16 protein-coding genes are annotated in these 18,599 nt (G+C 37.6%); 14 read left to right on the top strand and 2 right to left on the bottom strand.

Going from position 1 to position 18,599, the window contains the following annotated elements; all coding sequences use genetic code 11:
- Positions 1-75 precede the first annotated feature (75 nt).
- The 4 genes from MM213_RS18850 (at position 76) to MM213_RS18835 (ending at position 5,341) form a co-directional block, all read left to right on the top strand.
- The gene (locus MM213_RS18850; RefSeq protein ID WP_241414446.1) at positions 76-1,620 is read left to right on the top strand and encodes a M20/M25/M40 family metallo-hydrolase; all 1,545 of its coding nucleotides are present in this window, start codon (positions 76-78) and stop codon (positions 1,618-1,620) included.
- A 206-nt stretch (positions 1,621-1,826) separates the two neighbouring features.
- A complete protein-coding gene (locus MM213_RS18845; RefSeq protein ID WP_241414445.1) occupies positions 1,827-2,990 on the top strand; it encodes an acyl-CoA dehydrogenase family protein in 1,164 nt (387 codons plus the stop codon).
- Between the two features lie 174 nt (positions 2,991-3,164).
- Positions 3,165-4,847 (top strand): AMP-binding protein, encoded by a 1,683-nt coding sequence (locus MM213_RS18840; RefSeq protein WP_241414444.1) that lies wholly within the window; start codon positions 3,165-3,167, stop codon positions 4,845-4,847.
- A gap of 71 nt (positions 4,848-4,918) precedes the next feature.
- The gene (locus MM213_RS18835) at positions 4,919-5,341 is read left to right on the top strand and encodes a hypothetical protein (protein WP_241414443.1); all 423 of its coding nucleotides are present in this window, start codon (positions 4,919-4,921) and stop codon (positions 5,339-5,341) included.
- Positions 5,342-5,451: 110 nt separating this feature from the next.
- Here MM213_RS18835 and trpS read toward each other — a convergent pair whose 3' ends face one another.
- Complete coding sequence (gene trpS, locus MM213_RS18830; RefSeq protein ID WP_241414442.1) at positions 5,452-6,423, bottom strand: tryptophan--tRNA ligase; 972 nt, start codon at positions 6,421-6,423, stop codon at positions 5,452-5,454.
- Between the two features lie 71 nt (positions 6,424-6,494).
- Here trpS and MM213_RS18825 point away from each other — a divergent pair, with 71 nt between their 5' ends.
- Entirely contained in the window at positions 6,495-7,589 is a 1,095-nt protein-coding gene (locus tag MM213_RS18825) for a DUF1573 domain-containing protein (protein ID WP_241414441.1), read from the top strand.
- 127 nt (positions 7,590-7,716) lie between these two features.
- Positions 7,717-7,974 carry a YtxH domain-containing protein gene (locus MM213_RS18820; RefSeq protein WP_241414440.1) on the top strand — a complete coding sequence of 86 codons (258 nt, stop codon included), beginning with the start codon at positions 7,717-7,719 and terminating at the stop codon, positions 7,972-7,974.
- A gap of 98 nt (positions 7,975-8,072) precedes the next feature.
- Here the strand turns inward: MM213_RS18820 and MM213_RS18815 are convergent, their stop codons facing one another.
- Entirely contained in the window at positions 8,073-9,281 is a 1,209-nt protein-coding gene (locus MM213_RS18815; RefSeq protein WP_241414439.1) for an acyl-CoA dehydrogenase family protein, read from the bottom strand.
- Between the two features lie 119 nt (positions 9,282-9,400).
- On the opposite strand from MM213_RS18815, the gene MM213_RS18810 reads away from it, so the two are divergent.
- The 8 genes from MM213_RS18810 (at position 9,401) to MM213_RS21010 (ending at position 17,908) form a co-directional block, all read left to right on the top strand.
- The gene (locus MM213_RS18810) at positions 9,401-10,360 is read left to right on the top strand and encodes a tryptophan 2,3-dioxygenase family protein (protein WP_241414438.1); all 960 of its coding nucleotides are present in this window, start codon (positions 9,401-9,403) and stop codon (positions 10,358-10,360) included.
- Between the two features lie 412 nt (positions 10,361-10,772).
- Entirely contained in the window at positions 10,773-12,353 is a 1,581-nt protein-coding gene (locus MM213_RS18805; protein ID WP_241414437.1) for an NAD(P)/FAD-dependent oxidoreductase, read from the top strand.
- A gap of 252 nt (positions 12,354-12,605) precedes the next feature.
- The gene (locus tag MM213_RS18800) at positions 12,606-13,217 is read left to right on the top strand and encodes a fumarylacetoacetate hydrolase family protein (protein ID WP_241414436.1); all 612 of its coding nucleotides are present in this window, start codon (positions 12,606-12,608) and stop codon (positions 13,215-13,217) included.
- Complete coding sequence (locus tag MM213_RS18795; protein WP_241414435.1) at positions 13,204-15,063, top strand: M23 family metallopeptidase; 1,860 nt, start codon at positions 13,204-13,206, stop codon at positions 15,061-15,063. The genes MM213_RS18800 and MM213_RS18795 overlap by 14 nt, the downstream gene beginning before the upstream one ends.
- A gap of 20 nt (positions 15,064-15,083) precedes the next feature.
- Complete coding sequence (gene bcp, locus MM213_RS18790) at positions 15,084-15,533, top strand: thioredoxin-dependent thiol peroxidase (protein WP_241274566.1); 450 nt, start codon at positions 15,084-15,086, stop codon at positions 15,531-15,533.
- 14 nt (positions 15,534-15,547) lie between these two features.
- Positions 15,548-16,399: a transketolase gene (locus MM213_RS18785; protein WP_241274565.1), complete on the top strand. Its 852-nt coding sequence runs from the start codon at positions 15,548-15,550 to the stop codon at positions 16,397-16,399.
- 11 nt (positions 16,400-16,410) lie between these two features.
- Positions 16,411-17,379, top strand: coding sequence for a transketolase family protein (locus tag MM213_RS18780; protein WP_241414434.1), 969 nt, complete (start codon positions 16,411-16,413; stop codon positions 17,377-17,379).
- Between the two features lie 256 nt (positions 17,380-17,635).
- Positions 17,636-17,908: a Fic family protein gene (locus MM213_RS21010; RefSeq protein WP_369413970.1), complete on the top strand. Its 273-nt coding sequence runs from the start codon at positions 17,636-17,638 to the stop codon at positions 17,906-17,908.
- The last annotated feature ends 691 nt before the right edge of the window (positions 17,909-18,599 follow it).

The following is an 18,599-nucleotide window of genomic DNA, read 5'->3' as shown; positions in this document are numbered from 1 at the left end:
TAATTATTTTTCACATTTTTGATTATTCAATAACACGTTTTTGCAACTTTAGAAAAAATAATTAAACCAAAAAAGATGATACACAAATATCAATTTTCATTAGTCCTTTTTGTTCTATTCTTGTTTTCCGCCCCATCATTTGGTCAGGAAAACACTGATCTTGAAATGATCTACAAAATCAAAACAGAAGGTACTAGAAATTCACAAATTCAAGATTTGGCTCACAACCTTACTGATTTGATGGGACCAAGATTGTCTGGATCTACCAATTTGAGAAGAGCGAGACAATGGACAGCTGATAAATTTAAGGAATGGGGTTTAAAGAATGTGAAAATTGATTCCTATGGTGAATTTGGTAGAGGTTGGGATGTCAAGAAGTCTTACATAGCCATGAAAGATCCTTACTATGCACCTTTGATTGGTTATCCAAAAGCTTGGACTGATGGGACTGGCGGTCTGATAAATAGTGAAGTCATCCTTTTGGATATTCAATCTGAAGCAGATTTTGAAAAACTCAAAGGTACCCTTAGAGGCAAAGTGATCATGGTACCAACACCTTTATCTACTTCTCCTGCTTTTGAACCTGAAGCTAGAAGATTGACTGAGGATGATTTGGCAAATAGAAAAGAAATGTCTATCGGCAACGGTGGTGGTGGTGCTAGGTATTCTCCAGCACAGCTTCAGCAGATGAGAGATCAGCGAGCTTTGGACCAAAAAGTCAATGAATTTTTAATGGAAGAAGGAATAGCAATGCGTATTTCTGGTACTAGAGGTAATTTTGGTACAGTATTCCATACTAGGGCAGGATCTTATAGCACTGCAAAAAATAAGACTATTCCAGAAATGGAAATTGCATTGGAGCACTTTGGTAGAATCGAAAGGCTTCTAAAAAGTGGACAAACTGTTACTATCGACGCAGAGATTGAAGTAGAATGGTTGGATGATGATTATAAAGGTTACAATGTATTGGCTGAAATTCCTGGTACAGACAGTTCCTTAAAACCAGAACTAGTATTGCTAGGTGCGCATTTGGATTCATGGCATGCTGGAACAGGCGCAAATGACAATGCTGCTGGCGTGGTAGTAATGATGGAAGCAATCAGAATTTTGAAAGCTTTGGGAGTTCAACCTAAGAGAACTATCAGGATTGCTTTATGGGGTGAAGAGGAGCAAGGACTTTTTGGTTCAAGAGGTTATGTTCAGAAATATGTAGCAGATAGACAGACACAAGATAAGAAAGGGGAGTGGGATAAAATTTCCGCATATTATAATGTAGACAACGGATCCGGTAAAATCAGAGGGATTTATCTGGAAGGAAATGATCAACTAGTTCCAATTTTCGAAAAATGGTTTGAGCCATTTCATGAAATGGGAGCAAAAACAATCACAAGAAGAAATACTGGTTCTACAGACCATGTAGCATTTGATGCAGTAGGTGTACCTGGTTTTCAATTTATCCAAGACCCTATCGATTATGGAAGAGGTTATCACACAAATATGGATCTTTACGAAAGGATGCAACAGGGTGATATGACCCAAGCAGCTATCATCGTGGCAGCCATGGTTTACAACACAGCACAAAGAGATCAAAAACTCCCAAGAAAACCTTGGGGCAAATAAAAGAGTTTAAAAAAGAGCTGGTATATAATCAGCTCTTTTTTATTTATGTTATTCTACAAAATAAAAATGTTGAGAAATTTACCCAATAAATCAAAATTATGGTTGGTAAATGTTCAGAATGCAGTTATATTTAATTGTTCAATTTCAAAAATAAAATAAAAACACAATTTAATTCTGATAATTAAAATAGACCCAAATAAACAAATATGAACGGAATTCCGAGAACGATTTTTACTGAAGAACACGAGATGTTTAGGCAATCGGTAAGAGATTATATTGCCAAAGAGATTAGTCCAAAAAATGCCGAATGGGAAAAAAATAAAATGGTGTCGAGAGAATCGTGGACAGACCTTGGTAACAATGGTTTTTTGTGCATCCAAGCCCCAGAAGAATTTGGTGGAATGGGAATTGATGATTTTAGATACAATGCACTTTTTATTGAAGAGTTGGGACTGAGCGGATGCTCTGGACCGGCAATAGGCTACCCACTGCATAGCGATATCGTATTTCCTTATATCCTGCATTACGGTACAGAAGCGGCCAAAGCCAAATACATTCCCGGAATGGTGTCTGGAGAGATGATTTCAGCGGTAGCGATGACCGAGCCAGGAGCTGGAAGTGATCTCCAAAATATCAAAGCGAGCGCCATTGATAAGGGAGATCATTATCTCATCAATGGCTCTAAAACATTTATCACAAATGGATATTTGTGCAATTTGGTAGTGGTAGCGGCAAAAACTGACCCAAGCCTTGGGGCAAAAGGAATCAGTCTTTTCATTGTAGATACAGAAATGGAAGGATTTACCAAAGGGGTTCCATTCGAAAAAGTTGGGCTTCATGCACAAGATACCTGTGAGCTTTTCTTTGAAGATGTCAAAGTGCCCAAAGAAAATCTCTTGGGAAATGAAGGAGAAGGATTCAAGTATTTAATGACTGAATTGGCCCAAGAGCGTCTTGTTGTTGCCCTTGCTGCATTAGCTCTTGCAGAAGGTACATTTCTTTCCACAGTGAACTATGTCAAAGAAAGGCCAGCTTTTGGCAAGACAGTTTCTGACTTCCAAAACACAAGGTTCAAAATAGCTGAAATGTCAGCAAAACTTGAAATGGCCAGGATTTATTGTGATCAACTTGTATTACTTCACAATGACAAAAAAGTGGATTCAGCCATGGCTTCTGCTGCCAAATACAGCATGACTGAACTTCAATGCGATGTAGCCGATGAATGCGTTCAGCTTCATGGTGGATATGGATACATGTGGGAATACCCCGTGGCAAGAGCTTATGCTGATGCCAGAGTTCAGAGAATCTATGCAGGGACAAATGAAATCATGAAAGAACTTATAGCAAGGAAAATCCTTAAAAAAGATTGATTTGGTTTTGGGTATTTAGATTGTAGATTTTAGATATTAAATTTAAAATCTACAATTTAAGCTGTGAAATATTCTCTGCTAAATGAGCTTTCTTTTTTTAAAAATGCAGATTTCTTTTATATTTAACCGTATTAAAATTAAAATCAATTCTTAACCCAAAATATTTAGATTTTCATGCAAGACTTTCCTTGGTATAAATTTTATCCACAATCAGTAGAGAAAAACATCGATGTGGAAGCTTATTCTTCCTTAGTCGATCTTTTTGAAGAAAGTGTAAAAAAATATGGTGATTCGATAGCATATGAATGTATGGGCAAAACACTTTCATTTAATGAAGTGGACCATTTTTCGAGAATTTTCGCATCGTATCTTCAGAATGAATTGAAAATGAAAAAAGGGGATCGTGTGGCCATACAAATGCCTAATTGTCTCCAATACCCTGTTGCAATGTTCGGTGTGTTGAGAGCTGGAATGGTTGTAGTTAATACCAATCCACTCTATACTTCTAGTGAAATGAAGCATCAGTTCAATGACTCAGGTGCCGATGCAATCGTGATTTTAGCCAATTTTGCCGTAAATCTCGAAAAAATAAAGAAAGATATTTCTGCAAAACATATCATCATAACTGAGTTGGGAGATATGTTAGGAGGCCTGAAAGGTGGGATAGTAAACTTTGTGGTGAAATACATCAAAAACATGGTTCCATCATATAACCTCCCCTCTGCTATCAAATGGAAATCTGTTATGTCAGGTGGTAATTCCAGAGAATTTAAGCGTGAAAATATGACTTTGGGTGAACCGGCATATTTGCAATATACAGGTGGTACAACCGGTGTTTCTAAAGGAGCAGAATTGACACACGGAAACATTGTTGCTAACATGCAGCAGATTTCTGCTTGGATGAAACCAAAGTTGAAGGAGAGAGAGGAAGTGGTGATAACAGCTTTACCACTTTATCATATTTTCGCTCTTACGGTAAACTGTCTCGCTATGATGAAAATAGGTGCGCATAACGTCTTGATAACCAACCCTAGAGATATGCCAGGTTTTATTAAAGAATTATCAAAGCATAAGTTTACGGTCTTCACAGGTGTGAATACACTTTTCAATGGCTTACTGAATCAGGAAAACTTCCAAAAACTTGATTTTTCTTCCTTGAAAATCGCTGTAGGTGGCGGTATGGCTGTGCAGAAAGCGACTGCCGAAAAATGGGTAAAAGTAACCAAAACACCATTGGCAGAAGGATATGGTTTGACAGAAACTTCCCCAGTTGCGACCTGTAATCCAATAGATGGAACAGAAAGAAATGGTACTATTGGTGTTCCTTTGCCTATGACGGATGTTAAGGTTATTGATGATGATGGAAACCAACTTGCAGTAGGTGAAAAGGGTGAATTATGTATCAAGGGACCACAAGTCATGAAGGGATACTGGAACAGACCAGATGAGACCGAAAAGGTGATGGAAGGGGATTGGTTCAAAACTGGAGATATTGCAGTCATTGACGAAGATGGTTTTGTGAAAATTGTAGATAGGAAAAAAGAAATGATTTTAGTTTCTGGATTCAATGTCTATCCCAATGAAGTAGAGAACACCCTTGCGTCCCATCCTAAAGTACTAGAAGTAGGTGTGATAGGTATGCCTGATCCAAGGTCTACTGAAAAAGTAGTAGCATATGTTGTGCCTAAAGACAAGTCAGTTACCGAGGAAGAACTAATCGCTTACACAAAAGAAAACTTGACTAATTACAAAATTCCAAAGGAGATTTATTTCTCCGATGAATTGCCAAAAACAAACGTTGGGAAGATTTTGAGAAGGAAAATCAAAGAAATGCACGAGAAAAATGTAGGTGCTTAAATCCTCGTTTGTTTTGGATTCACTCACGAGATTCAATACCTTCGCATATTCATGAAAAATAAGATTAATCGATGGATTTAAACAAACTTGATCAAGAACTAACTGCAATCGTTGAAAAGAGAATCGCTCTGAGTAAGATCACTTATGCTGACGAGAGATATGATGATATTGAAGAAGAGCTACATGATCTTGAAGATGATTTTAATGAAGAATATGGCGATGAATTGGAATCTGAATTAGAAAAAATATACGCCAAACTCAAGTCTGATAATGACGTGTTGCTTCCTTCAGCTTATCTTGCCAATGCTTATACTCCTATGTTGCCTGATGCAAATGGAATCATTTCTTATGAAGTAAAAGGAGCAGAGGGTGTGCCAATTGAATCTGAGCAGTTTGATAAGCAGGACGTAAGAATTGTTCTGATCCCTAATCCAACGAGATTTGTGATGCAAATCAATGGAAGATCTTTAAAAGACCTATGGAGATCGAGATAATAGTTTGTAATTAGTTATTGGATGATTTGGGATCGGCTTTCCGAAAGTGAATTATAATATGATAACATAAGTAATAAAAAACGCCTGAATCTAATTCAGGCGTTTTTGTTTTAGAATCCCAATTTTTCTCTGATTTTATCAAGCATTTCTTTGGCTACTACTCTGGCTTTTGCTTCCCCTTCGGCAAGTTTTTGCTCTAATTCTGATTGGTTAGTCATATAATAATCGAAAAGCTTTCTTTCCTCTGCATATTTTTCTAAAATCAAACTTAGAAACTCTTTTTTAGCATGACCATAGCCAAAATTACCAGCCAAATATTTACTCCTCAATACCTGTGTCTGTTCTTGATTTGCCACTAACGAATATAATTTGAAAACATTGCAAGTGTCAGGATCCTTTGGTTCTTCAAGAGGAGTACTATCCGTCACGATGCTATTGATGTTCTTTTTCAGTTCTTTTTCAGGAAGGAATATATCGATAAAATTGTTGTAAGACTTACTCATCTTCTGACCATCTGTACCGGGAATTATCTTCACAGATTCGCTTATTCTCGGTTCGGGTAAAGTCAATATTTCCTCCTCAATTCTTCTATTAAATGTGGAAGCAATGTCTCTTGATATTTCAAGATGTTGAAGCTGATCTTTACCAACAGGAACTAGATCGGCACTATACAACAAAATATCTGCAGCCATCAATACCGGATATGTAAACAATCCCGCATTGACATCTGACAGTCTGTCAGACTTGTCCTTAAAACTATGCGCATTTGCCAGCATAGGATAAGGAGTGAAGCAACTCAAATACCATGTAAGTTCTGAAACTTCGGGGATTTGTGATTGTCTGTAGAAAATCGTTTTTTCGATATCAAGACCAAAAGCAAGCCATGCAGCAGCAACTGCTAGCGTATTCTCACGCCTTACATTGCCATCTTTGATGGTGGTGAGAGAATGCATATCTGCGATAAAAATAAAAGACTCGTTTTTGTCTTTTTTGGTTAATTCGATTGCAGGGACTATTGCACCAAGGATATTACCAAGATGAGGTCGTCCAGAACTTTGAATACCTGTTAATACTCTTGCCATTATTTAGAATTTTGGTGCAAATTAATTAAATATGGGTACAATTCGATTGATTTTTGACGTTATTTGCCATTATGAACAAATTGAATTTTAGCTTATTTCTTTTCCTAATCACCTTCTTTCATCTTAGACTTGCTGACGCTCAAGAGATTGAGAGGCAATTGCTGTTCTGGGAGAATCGTACAATAAATATTGGGACAATTTTAGAAGAAAATGGAGTCGTTGAAGTTGAGTTTTTTGGCTTAAATCAGACAGACTCTGTTATTTTTATTAGAGATATAGTTACTGACTGTGGTTGTACTACTGCGGATTATAGTCAAGATACCATCTATCAAAGCAAAATCGGAAGTGTAAAAGTTAATTTTGACCCTGACCATAGGGGTGGGGCTTTTACTAAAATGATTATTGTGAGAACCAATCAGGATATATATGGAGATACCCTTTATCTACAAGGTTTTAATATTCCTTTTCCTGATGACCTGGGAAATGCCTACCCACATAGGATTCAGGATGTAGGTTTTAGACTTTCAGCTGTAAATATGGGGAATGTTTACACGAATGAACCCAAGAGTAAGTTTATAGAAATATTTAATTTTAGCTATGAAAAACTCATGCTGCCAGACAGCATTAATAATCATCCCGAATTTCTCAATGTCAGTTTAATTCCCCAAACTGTAGAACCAAATCAACGTGGATTGATAGAATTAAAATATGATGGGCACCACAGAAATGATTTTGGCTATGTGGAAGATGTCTTGATGTTGAATTTTGAAAGTAAACCAGAACCAGTTGCATTGAGGTTGATGGCTAATATATTTGAACATTTTGAACCTGTTCCAAAATCATTGGAAAAGGTAGTGCCAAGATTGGGTATAAATGATGTTGAGATAGATTTAAAAGATATCAATGCAAATAATGTTGTTAACCGAAAAATAAAGCTTTCAAATCAGGGACAAGAGGAGCTTATTATCAGAAAAATGATTTCAAACTGTGAATGTATGAAAGTGGTTGCAGACAAAGCAGTACTGCAAAGTGGTGAATCTACAGATTTGGAAATCACATTTGATCCAAAAGGAAGAAGAGGTATTGACCACAAGCATATCAATATTTTTTCCAATGATCCGGTCAATCCAATTAGAACGATAGTAATTAGAAGTATGATAAAATAACAAAAATATACCTGCTTTATAAACTTTGTGGCACAGTTTTCGTTTGTTTAAGGGTAGTTTGATATTGGATTATAAGAATTCGGTATTTGATAAATTTTATTTTATTTCCACTCAAAACCAAAATTATATGAGTTCTACAAAATTTCTTTTAGGTGCACTTCTTGGTGCAGCAGTCGGTGTACAAGTAGGTATCTTAATAGCTCCAGATAAAGGTGCTAATACAAGAAAAAATATTGGTAAAAAAGGCAACGAGTACTTAGACGAGGTGAATGGAAAAGTAAGCACTTTTTTAGATGGCCTTAATAAGAAAGTTTCTGAAGCTTCAAGTGAGGTTGATAAATTGACCAAAAAAGCGAAAGCTGAAGCAGATAAATTGATCAAGTAATTATGTTTGCTCAATTTACAAAAAGCGTGATAGTTATTTGACTATCACGCTTTTTGCTTTTAAGGATCTTTTTAATTTAATCCCTCTGATTTTATGGACTATTTAAAAGCAGGGATTCCTGTGATTTCATGGCCTAATATAAGCAAATGTATATCATGCGTTCCTTCATAAGTCACTACAGATTCTAAATTCATCATATGGCGCATCAAAGAATATTCACCAGTGATTCCCATACCACCATGAATTTGTCTCGCTTCACGAGCGATATCCAAAGCCATCGCTACATTATTTCTTTTTGCCAAAGATATATGGGCTGTTGTGGCTTTGCCTTCATCCATCATTTTTCCAAGTTTCCAGACCAGTAACTGAGCCTTTGTGATTTCTGAAAGCATTTCTGCCAATTTTTTCTGTACCAACTGAAATGATCCTATTGGTTTGTCAAATTGGATTCTCTCTAAAGCATACCTCCTTGCAGAATCATAGCAATCCATTGCTGCACCAAGTGTTCCCCAAGCGATACCATATCTAGCAGAATCCAAGCACATCATCGGAGCACCAAGACCAGATTTGCCAGGGAGTAGATTCTCCTTTGGTACTTTCACGTTGTCAAACACCAACTCGCCTGTACATGATGCTCTTAGTGACCATTTGTTGTGTGTCTCAGGAGTTGAAAAACCTTCCATACCTCTTTCAACTATCAAGCCATGGATCCTGCCTGCTTCATTTTTAGCCCATACGACAGCTACATCAGCCTTTGGTGAATTTGAAATCCACATTTTTGCTCCATTCAAAAGATAGTGATCTCCCATATCTTTGAAATTGGTGGTCATGCCACTAGGATTGGATCCATGGTCAGGCTCTGTCAAACCAAAGCAACCAAGCATCTCTCCTGATGCCAGTTTAGGTAGAAACTTTTTCTTTTGCTCCTCTGAGCCAAATTTGAAAATTGGATACATAACCAGTGACCCTTGAACAGACGCGGTAGATCGCATACCAGAATCCCCTCTCTCTATTTCCTGCATGATCAACCCATAGGAAATATAGTCAAGACCCCCACCACCATATTCAGAAGGGATTTGTGGTCCAAAAGCACCAACATCACCAAACTTTCTTACTATTTCGTATGGAAAATGTGCGTTTTGTGCCCACTCTTCTATATATGGACTGATTTCTTTTTTTACAAAATCTCTAACTGATGATCTAATCAACTTATGCTCTTCCGTCAAAAGATCATCAATACCATAAAAATCTACACCTTCAAACATATCTTTTTTGGTGGATTTGGTCATTGTTTCATTATGATTCATAACTGTTTTGGTTTATTGCCAATTAAAATAGATTTTTGTGCTGTCATCACTTTGGATTAATGCCTTCAAGTAAATAAGAACTAGGTAAAAATACTACCTATTTCATAAAATAATATTACATGAGCCCAGCGCACACTCAAAAAGAAATTTTAAATAAAATAGAATTGCTCCAAGAGAAGTTTAAAGCATCTGGACAAGACCTTTCTTCTTATTTAGAAGGACTACTTTATGCCGATTATCTTAATTATTGGGATTATATCAATTTGGATATTTTGCTGTCATTACAGCAACCCAAAACTTCAATGAAAGATGAGAAAATTTTTATTATTTACCATCAGATTACAGAACTCTATTTCAAATTAATAATTTGGGAACTCGAGCAAATAGCAGAACAAGAAGATATCAAAGCTGAATTTTTCAAAGCCAGGATTGAAAGGGTTATTATGTATTTTGACCATTTGATTTCCTCATTTGCAGTGATGTGGAAAGGTATGGAAAGAGAACAGTTCCTGAAATTCAGAATGTCTCTTCTGCCATCAAGTGGCTTCCAAAGTGCCCAATACAGAATTATTGAGATATTGTCCACTGACGTGAAGAACTTAGTACACATTGACAAAAGAGCTTCACAGAATGATAACGCTATTACGGAAGACTTGTTTGATAACCTTTATTGGCAGCAAGGAGCTATTGAATTGGCTACAGGAGAAAAAACACTCACACTTAAAACCTTTGAAGCTAAATACGGTAAACAGCTCAAAGAATTGATAGAAAATTATAAGTCCAACAATATTTGGAAAAAGTACCAATCATGCAAAGATAAAGATCAAGATCTTAAAGAATTGATGCGTTCGCTAGATTTGAAAGCCAACGTTTTTTGGCCACTCGCACACTATAAATCTGCCGTTCGCTATCTTCAAAAAGACCCAGTCGATATCTCCGCTACAGGCGGCACTAATTGGCAAAAATACTTACCTCCAAGATTTCAAAAAGTAATTTTCTATCCCGAACTTTGGACAGACTCAGAAAAAGAAGAATGGGGCAAAGGCTGGGTAGTGGAGGAGATATTTGGAGAAGAGTGAGATACTAGAAGCGAGATGCGAGATGCGAGATGCGAGACACAAGACGTGAGATATAAGACGTGATATTTGAGTTATGAGAAGTAAGAACCAAGAACAGCCTGTCATCTCGATCCCGAAAGCATTCGGGAGAAGCTTGTCCCGCAGAATTAAAGTAACACAATTAAAAAACCAAAAAAAACACCTATCAGATACCAATATCCTAATCCGCCGCGACTAAAAAGCTCTTATAATCTTAAAATTTTAAAATCTTATAATCTTAAAATATTATAATCCACCACGGCAGACAAGTTCTTTCAATCTGAAAAAACCTTCTAACTTTCCAATTTAAAACATACCAACCATTACCCCTCAATCTTCCAATTTTCAAATCTTTTAATTCACAAACCTTTAAGGATAAAAACCTTACACCAAAATGAAAAAAGAAATCCAATTACAACTCACCCCTCAACAAGCTTATGATGAGGAAGTTTTTCAACAAACAGTCAGCAAAAAACTGGGGGTATCTTTACAAGATTCCAAAATCCAAGCAAGGCAAATCAAGCGATCTATAGATGCTAGAGGAAGGCAAGTGAAGGTAAATGTAACCGCTGAAGTTTTTATCGATGAGCAGGTGCCACCCATGTTGGATGCCTCAAAACCTTATCAAAATGTCAGTAATGCAGAACAAATCATCATTGTTGGTGCAGGTCCTGCTGGGATGTTTGCAGCATTGAGGGCAATAGAACTTGGAGTGAAACCTATTTTGATTGAAAGAGGAAGTGATGTCCGTGCCAGAAGAAGAGACTTGGCAGCGATCAATAAAGATCATATCGTCAATCCAGAATCAAATTATTGCTTTGGAGAAGGTGGAGCAGGAACGTATTCTGATGGAAAACTTTATACCAGATCCAAGAAGAGAGGTGATATCCGAAGGATCATGGAAATATTTGTTGCCCACGGTGCTACTGAGGAGATTTTGGTGGATGCACACCCACATATTGGTACTAACAAGCTTCCAAAAATCGTCACCGAACTTAGAGAATCCATCATTCGAGCAGGAGGAGAAGTCTTGTTCAATACCAAAGTTGTGGATTTTATTTTGGAAGACAACGAAATGAAAGGCGTAGTCACCCATGGTGGGGAGAGAATTTTAGGATTGGGAGTCATCTTGGCTACAGGGCATTCTGCAAGGGATATTTACCATTTGCTCCATCAGAAGAAGATTTTGATTGAAGCAAAACCTTTTGCACTTGGTGTTAGAATAGAGCATAGTCAAAATTTGATAGACAAGATTCAATACCATTGCGAGGTTGATAGAGGGCCATATTTGCCAGCATCAAGTTATTCTTTGGTGCATCAGAGTAAATTCAAAGGACAACAAAGAGGGGTTTTTTCGTTTTGCATGTGTCCAGGTGGGTTTATCGTTCCTTCGGCTACAGCTCCAGGAGAATTGGTGGTGAATGGCATGAGTCCAAGCAGAAGAGATAGTAAATTTGCCAATTCGGGGATTGTAGTGTCTGTAGAGCTTGAAGATCTTCCACAATATGCCAAACATGGGCCTTTGGCTGCGATGATGTTTCAGGCAGAGGTAGAGAAGAAAGCATGGATTGCAGGAGGAAGTACACAAACGGCACCCGCTCAGAGAATGGTTGATTTTGTCAATAGAAAGCAAAGCCAATCGCTTTTGGATACTTCATATCAGCCTGGTTTGAATTCAGTCAATATGCATGAAGTACTTCCTGATTTTATCTCCAATAGATTGGCAGATGGTTTCAGGGCTTTTGGAAATAAGATGAAAGGTTATTTTACCAACGAATCTCAATTGATAGGGGTAGAAAGTAGAACCTCATCTCCAGTGAGAATTCCAAGGGATAAAGAGTCATTTGAACATCCAATTGTAAAAAGGCTCTATCCTTGTGCGGAAGGTGCAGGCTATGCAGGAGGCATCGTTTCTGCTGCCATGGATGGGGAAAGATGTGCAGAAAGATTGATTGGAGAATATTTGAAAAAATAAATGTAAAAAATACACTTAATAAAATTTTACTTGCTTATATTTATGATCATAAGAGCTTGTTTAAATTTTGTTTTTGAAGCCGAGATTGATGCATGTTTTGTTCAATCGAGGCTCGTTTTCGGGGTCGTAGCTTTGCTACATCTCCGAAAATAGCCGAAGAGTGAGCGAAAGAGGCGCAATCGTAGGCCAAAGGATAAAGTTTAAACCAGCTCTAAGCAGGTTGAGTGATTAACCAAACTAATTTAGCCCAAAATGAAAGTTATTGCAATAGGTAGAAATTATGTTGAGCATATAGAAGAGCTTCAAAATGAAAGACCAACGGAGCCAGTTGTTTTTTTGAAGCCAGATACAGCGGTTTTGAAAAATAACATGCCGTTTTTTCATCCTGATTTCTCAGAAAATGTCCATCATGAAGTGGAGCTTGTATTAAAGATCAACAGAGAAGGGAAATATATCAAGAGAGAATTTGCCCATAGATATTTTGAAGAAATAGGGATCGGAATAGATTTTACAGCAAGAGACCTTCAAGACAAATGTAAGGCAAAAGGCCTTCCTTGGGAAATCGCCAAAGCCTTCAATGGCTCAGCCCCGATTGGTGAGTTTTTGCCAACCAGTGAAATCAAAGACATGAAAAACATCAATTTTCATCTTGAAATCAACGGCGAACAAAGACAAAAAGGAAATACTTCAATGATGCTATTTGATTTTGGGGTAATTATAGAATATGTGTCCCAGTTTTTCACTTTGAAAAAAGGAGACCTTATATTTACAGGCACTCCGGCAGGAGTAGGTAAGGTAATTATAGGGGATCGTTTGGAAGCTTATATTGAGGATCAAAAACTATTGGATTTTGAAGTTAAATAAAGCTGTAATCGTTTTTATCTATTTTTTGAGCATTCAGGTTTCCGCTCAAGATTATCTTTTCCCAGTAAAGCCTGGGCAGAGGAATTTTCTTTCGGGGAATTTTGCCGAAATCCGACCCAATCATTTTCACAGTGGAATAGATGTGAAAATAGGTGGGGTAGATGGAGAACCGATCAGAGTAATCGCTGACGGTTATGTCTACAGGGCAAAGGTTTCTTCTTATGGATACGGAAATGTTTTGTACATCAAGCATTACAATGGACAATCATCCGTGTATGCACATTTGCAGAAATTTTCCCCTACGATTTCGGAGCGAATGCGACAGGAAATGTACCAAGCTCAAAAAAATGAACTGGAAGTATATTTTGACGAAGATGCCCTTCCAGTCAAGAGAGGGGATATCATCGGAAATGGAGGAAATACCGGTAGCTCAGGTGGACCGCATTTGCACTTTGAAATCAGGGATAGTCTCGATAGGGCTATAGATCCATTCCAATTCAATTTCCGCAAAGAGATAGTTGATAACACACCACCGATCTTATACAAAGTCGCACTAAGACCTTTGGATTATGAATCTAGGGTCAACGGGAAATTTGAAAGGCAGGAGTTTACGCCAATCTTGGAGGGAGGAAATTATGTGATTCCCCAAACTGTAAAAATCTCAGGAAACGTAGGTGTTGAAGTCTATGGGGTTGACAAGCAAGATGGTGTGAATAATATCTTTGGGATCCCAGTTTATGAATTGCTAGAAGATGATAAACCGCTTTACCGAATTAATGTCGATAACATAGACTTCAACAAAGGGCGATTTTTGTTGAGCCATACTTATTTGAATAGGTTTACTAGGCTTTATGACTATCCAAACAACCAATTTAAACTCTATGAAGCAGATTCTATCAGCAAAGGTAAAATCACCGCGATGATTGGTAGGAAGAAAAAGCTTCAAGTGAATTTGAAGGATTATTTTGGAAATACGAGGGTATTGAATTTGGAAGTGGAAGGAGAGGCGCAAGCATATCAGCAGGGTGGAGCGTTTTCAAAAGACCAAAAGACAAAGGTTTCCTACCAACGGGAAGTCATGGTCATAGAGACGAAGCAATCCAATGAAGGGAATTTGGCAAAAATATATACCGATGCCAGGGTTATGGAAATCCCTCCAGCTTATGAAGAAAACGGAAAGAGGATATATCTTTGGGATATGGATTTCGGTGTTCCTGATTCAATAGATGTATGTACAGAGGTGATTGTATCGGAAGTCTTGAAGAAGATTCCTTTTGGTCAGGAACTTTCTTTTAGCAATAAGGATGTAAGAATAGATTTTGAAGAAAACACCTTATTGGATGATTTATTTCTCAGAATGACAAGAAAAAATACCAGTGGAAATGTAGCTATTACCATCAATCCATCGGGTGACTACCTTCAGAATAATATGACTGTTTACGTAAATAATACGGACTATAAAGGTGATAAAAGTAAGAGTCACATCTATTCCTTAGCGAACAACGGTAGAAAAAGTTTTGTAGGAGGTGAATGGGAAGGTGAAGATATTCGTTTTAAAACCAGAAATTTTGGTACTTTTGTAATCGACAGCGATTTTGTCTCCCCTAATATTTATCCAATTCAAGTAAATGCCAATGAAATCAAATTCAAAATATCGGATGACAAATCTGGTATCAGGGATTTTGAAGCTTTTGTTGATGGCAAATGGATATTGATGCGCTATGAGCATAAGCAAGCTACTATATGGTCCGAAAAATCAGATAAACAACCTTTCAAGGGAGAGGTTTTATTGAAAGTCCGAGATATGGCTGGTAATGAAGCTGTATGGTCTGGCACTATAAAATAATTAACCTTAAATATTAAATTATGTCGTTAGAAGTTGGAAATTCCGCTCCACAGTTTGAGTCAAAAGACCAAAATGGGAACACTATCAAACTTTCAGATTTCAAAGGAAAGAAAGTAGTACTCTACTTTTATCCAAAAGACAATACGCCGGGCTGCACTGCCCAAGCTTGCAATTTGAGAGATAATTATGAAGCCTTGCAAAAAGCAGGATACGTGGTATTGGGAGTCAGCACAGACTCTGAAAAATCCCATCAGAAATTTATCGAAAAACAAGAGCTTCCTTTTTCATTGATTGCCGATGAAGACAAGACAGTCCATGAAGCTTACGGCACATGGGTAGAAAAGTCTATGTATGGAAGAAAATACATGGGTACTGCACGTACGACCTTTATCATCGATGAAGAAGGCAAGATCGAAGAGATCATAGAAAAAGTAAAAACAAAAGAACACACGAATCAAATTCTCAAATAACAATATTCCAACAAATGGATAAGCAACCTTTAGCACAACTTACTAAAATTTCGAGCCAAGTCAGACGAGACATTCTCCGCATGGTTCATGCCGTTCAGTCTGGACACCCAGGAGCCTCTTTAGGCTGTACAGAGTTTTTCGTAGCGCTATACTTCAATCAAATGAAGCATGATAGCAACTTCAACATGAATGGCGCTGGTGAAGATCTTTTCTTCCTTTCGAATGGCCACATTTCTCCAGTATGGTATTCTGTATTGGCAAGAAGTGGTTATTTCCCAGCAGAAGAATTGAAGACTTTCAGAAAACTGAATAGCCGTCTTCAAGGACATCCGGCAACTGAGGAAAACCTACCGGGAATCAGAATTGCATCCGGTTCTTTGGGTCAGGGACTTTCTGCAGCGATCGGTGCTGCACAAGCAAAAAAAATCGATAAAGACGATAGCACAGTCTATGTATTGATGGGAGATGGAGAGCAGCAAGAAGGTCAGGTATGGGAAGCTTGTATGTATGCAGCGCACCACAAAGTGGACAACTTGATCGCGACGATTGACTTCAACAGACAGCAAATCGATGGACCAACCAAAGATGTGATGGACTTGAAAGACTTGAAGGCAAAATGGGAAGCTTTTGGCTGGGAAGTGATCGAAACCTTCAAAGGCAACGACATGGAAGCTGTACTTGAAGGATTGGAAAAAGCAAAATCTCTGACTGGAAAAGGAAAGCCTGTATTGAATCTTTTACACACCGAGATGGGATATGGAGTTGATTTTATGGTGGGTACACACAAGTGGCACGGAATCGCCCCAAGCGACGAGCAACTTGAAAATGCACTAGGTCAATTAGAAGAAACTTTAGGGGATTATTAATAACAGGAACAATGGATAAGACATTAGATTTAAAATATACATATACAGAGAAAAAAGATACGCGTTCTGGATTTGGAGACGGATTGCTTGAAGCAGGAAGAAAAAATCCAAATGTAGTAGGTCTTTGTGCAGATTTGATCGGTTCCCTAAAGATGGGCGCTTTTCAGAAAGAATTTCCTGAAAGATTCTTCCAAGTAGGTATCGCTGAGGCAAACATGATTGGTTTGGCAGCAGGGATGACGATTGGAGGAAAGATTCCATTTACAGGAACATTCGCTAACTTTTCTACAGGTCGTGTTTATGATCAGATCAGACAGTCAGTAGCTTATTCTGACAAGAATGTGAAAATCTGTGCTTCTCACGCAGGTTTGACATTGGGAGAAGATGGTGCTACGCATCAGATCTTGGAAGATGTGGGCATGATGAAAATGCTTCCACACATGACAGTGATCAACCCATGTGACTACAACCAAACAAAAGCAGCCACGATGGCGATCGCTGAGTTCGAAGGACCAGTTTACCTAAGATTCGGACGTCCTAGCTGGCCGATATTTACACCAGCTGACCAGAAGTTCGAGATCGGAAAAGCATGGCACATGATCGAAGGAACAGACGTGACCATCTTCGCTACAGGCCACTTGGTATGGGAAGCAGTAGTAGCTGAGGCAATGCTTAGAGAAGAAGGCATTTCTGCAGAAGTGATCAATATCCATACAATCAAGCCTTTGGATGAAGCAGCGATCATCGCTTCAGTGAAGAAAACAGGCTGTGCAGTATCCGCCGAAGAGCATCAACTGAATGGTGGGCTAGGGGATAGCATCGCACAAACCCTTATCAGAAACAATCCAGCGCCATTGGAATATGTAGGTGTAAATGATTCCTTCGGAGAATCAGGAACTCCAACCGAACTCCTAGAAAAATACGGCCTCAACGCTGAGAACATTGTAAAAGCAGCTAAAAAAGCTATTGCAAGGAAGTGAGGTTTAGATTTTAGATTTTAGATTGTAGATTGTAGATTGTAGATTTTAGATCTAAAATCTACAATCTCTTTAAAAACAAGCCACAGTTTAGAGATAAGCTGTGGTTTTTTTTTGTGGAAAATACTTATGTCATTCTAATCAGTTTAGGGAGGTTTTTAGTATTTTTAAAATAATCAATTAAGGGACAAGATTTTGTATGAAATTCAAGACGAAGATTTAGGAACACAAGCACTGAAAGTAGCAGAGATAAAAGCAAATCAACAAAATCAATCTACTATTCATCGAAACACAAAAATTAGTACAGGAGAAGTTACCTAGAATCTATTCGAAAGATTTGATAGAGCAGCTATTAATCCATCCTTACTGCAAGATTGAGTTTTTGGTAGAAAATCTAAAGATGAATAGAAAAACCGCGGGAAGTTATTTGAAAAGCCTTGAAGAATTGGAGGTTTTAACAGCAGAGATAAAGGGAAAAGAAGTGATTTACATGAATATCAAGCTATATAAATTGCTAAAAAGAGGATCTTGAGAATATGGGTAAACATTACCCATGTTTCAATAACATGGGTAACAAAGTTCAAAAAACGGACACGTTTTAATAAGGTTCGACATTTTGGAATATATAATAATCATCTATAGCTACACAAGATTTATCAAAACCTAGAAGGCAATATCAAAGTAGATGTTCGATTGGAGGTAGAAACCGTTTGGCTTACAAAATCACAGATGGCGGATTTATTATAAGAAAAAAGCCATTCTAAAAGAACTGGAAGCAGACATCGAGAGACTTGAAATCTTGAAATAATAGATTTAGCAATGTTCACTAAATTTTTAAAAAATACCCTGTAGTTGGTATTTTTTCTAAGGTGGTGATTGAGTAAGTTTGGGGGGGGAATAATTAGAAAATAGCTTCAATATAATTGAAAGCATGTAAATGTAAGGTGATATCGACTATATTGATGATAGTAAAAAGTTGAACTAAACCTCCTTCGTCGGTAGTATTTACATTATCTTCAAGTGGTTGATTTTTTGGTATTTATCGTAAATTTACACCATGTTAAATCATTAATTTATATCATCATGGAAAAAAAAGTTTGCGTCAAAGGATGTATGAAGAGATGTCTTATCGGCATTACTCTCCAAGAAGTATCAAGACATATCTAAGTCTTGTAAGTGTTGTTTCAGGTCACTTCGGAAAGAGTCCCGATTTGATCAGTATT

The sequence above is a fragment of the Belliella alkalica genome (assembly GCF_022549785.1).
Classification (GTDB): domain Bacteria; phylum Bacteroidota; class Bacteroidia; order Cytophagales; family Cyclobacteriaceae; genus Belliella; species Belliella alkalica.
This window is presented reverse-complemented; position numbering and strand designations above follow the sequence as displayed.

Coding starts and splice junctions, on each gene's coding strand:
- MM213_RS18850 (WP_241414446.1), top strand. CDS start 76: ATGATACACAAATATCAATTTTCATTAGTCCTTTTTGTTCTATTCTTG.
- MM213_RS18845 (WP_241414445.1), top strand. CDS start 1,827: ATGAACGGAATTCCGAGAACGATTTTTACTGAAGAACACGAGATGTTT.
- MM213_RS18840 (WP_241414444.1), top strand. CDS start 3,165: ATGCAAGACTTTCCTTGGTATAAATTTTATCCACAATCAGTAGAGAAA.
- MM213_RS18835 (WP_241414443.1), top strand. CDS start 4,919: ATGGATTTAAACAAACTTGATCAAGAACTAACTGCAATCGTTGAAAAG.
- trpS (WP_241414442.1), bottom strand. CDS start 6,423: ATGGCAAGAGTATTAACAGGTATTCAAAGTTCTGGACGACCTCATCTT.
- MM213_RS18825 (WP_241414441.1), top strand. CDS start 6,495: ATGAACAAATTGAATTTTAGCTTATTTCTTTTCCTAATCACCTTCTTT.
- MM213_RS18820 (WP_241414440.1), top strand. CDS start 7,717: ATGAGTTCTACAAAATTTCTTTTAGGTGCACTTCTTGGTGCAGCAGTC.
- MM213_RS18815 (WP_241414439.1), bottom strand. CDS start 9,281: ATGAATCATAATGAAACAATGACCAAATCCACCAAAAAAGATATGTTT.
- MM213_RS18810 (WP_241414438.1), top strand. CDS start 9,401: ATGAGCCCAGCGCACACTCAAAAAGAAATTTTAAATAAAATAGAATTG.
- MM213_RS18805 (WP_241414437.1), top strand. CDS start 10,773: ATGAAAAAAGAAATCCAATTACAACTCACCCCTCAACAAGCTTATGAT.
- MM213_RS18800 (WP_241414436.1), top strand. CDS start 12,606: ATGAAAGTTATTGCAATAGGTAGAAATTATGTTGAGCATATAGAAGAG.
- bcp (WP_241274566.1), top strand. CDS start 15,084: ATGTCGTTAGAAGTTGGAAATTCCGCTCCACAGTTTGAGTCAAAAGAC.
- MM213_RS18785 (WP_241274565.1), top strand. CDS start 15,548: ATGGATAAGCAACCTTTAGCACAACTTACTAAAATTTCGAGCCAAGTC.
- MM213_RS18780 (WP_241414434.1), top strand. CDS start 16,411: ATGGATAAGACATTAGATTTAAAATATACATATACAGAGAAAAAAGAT.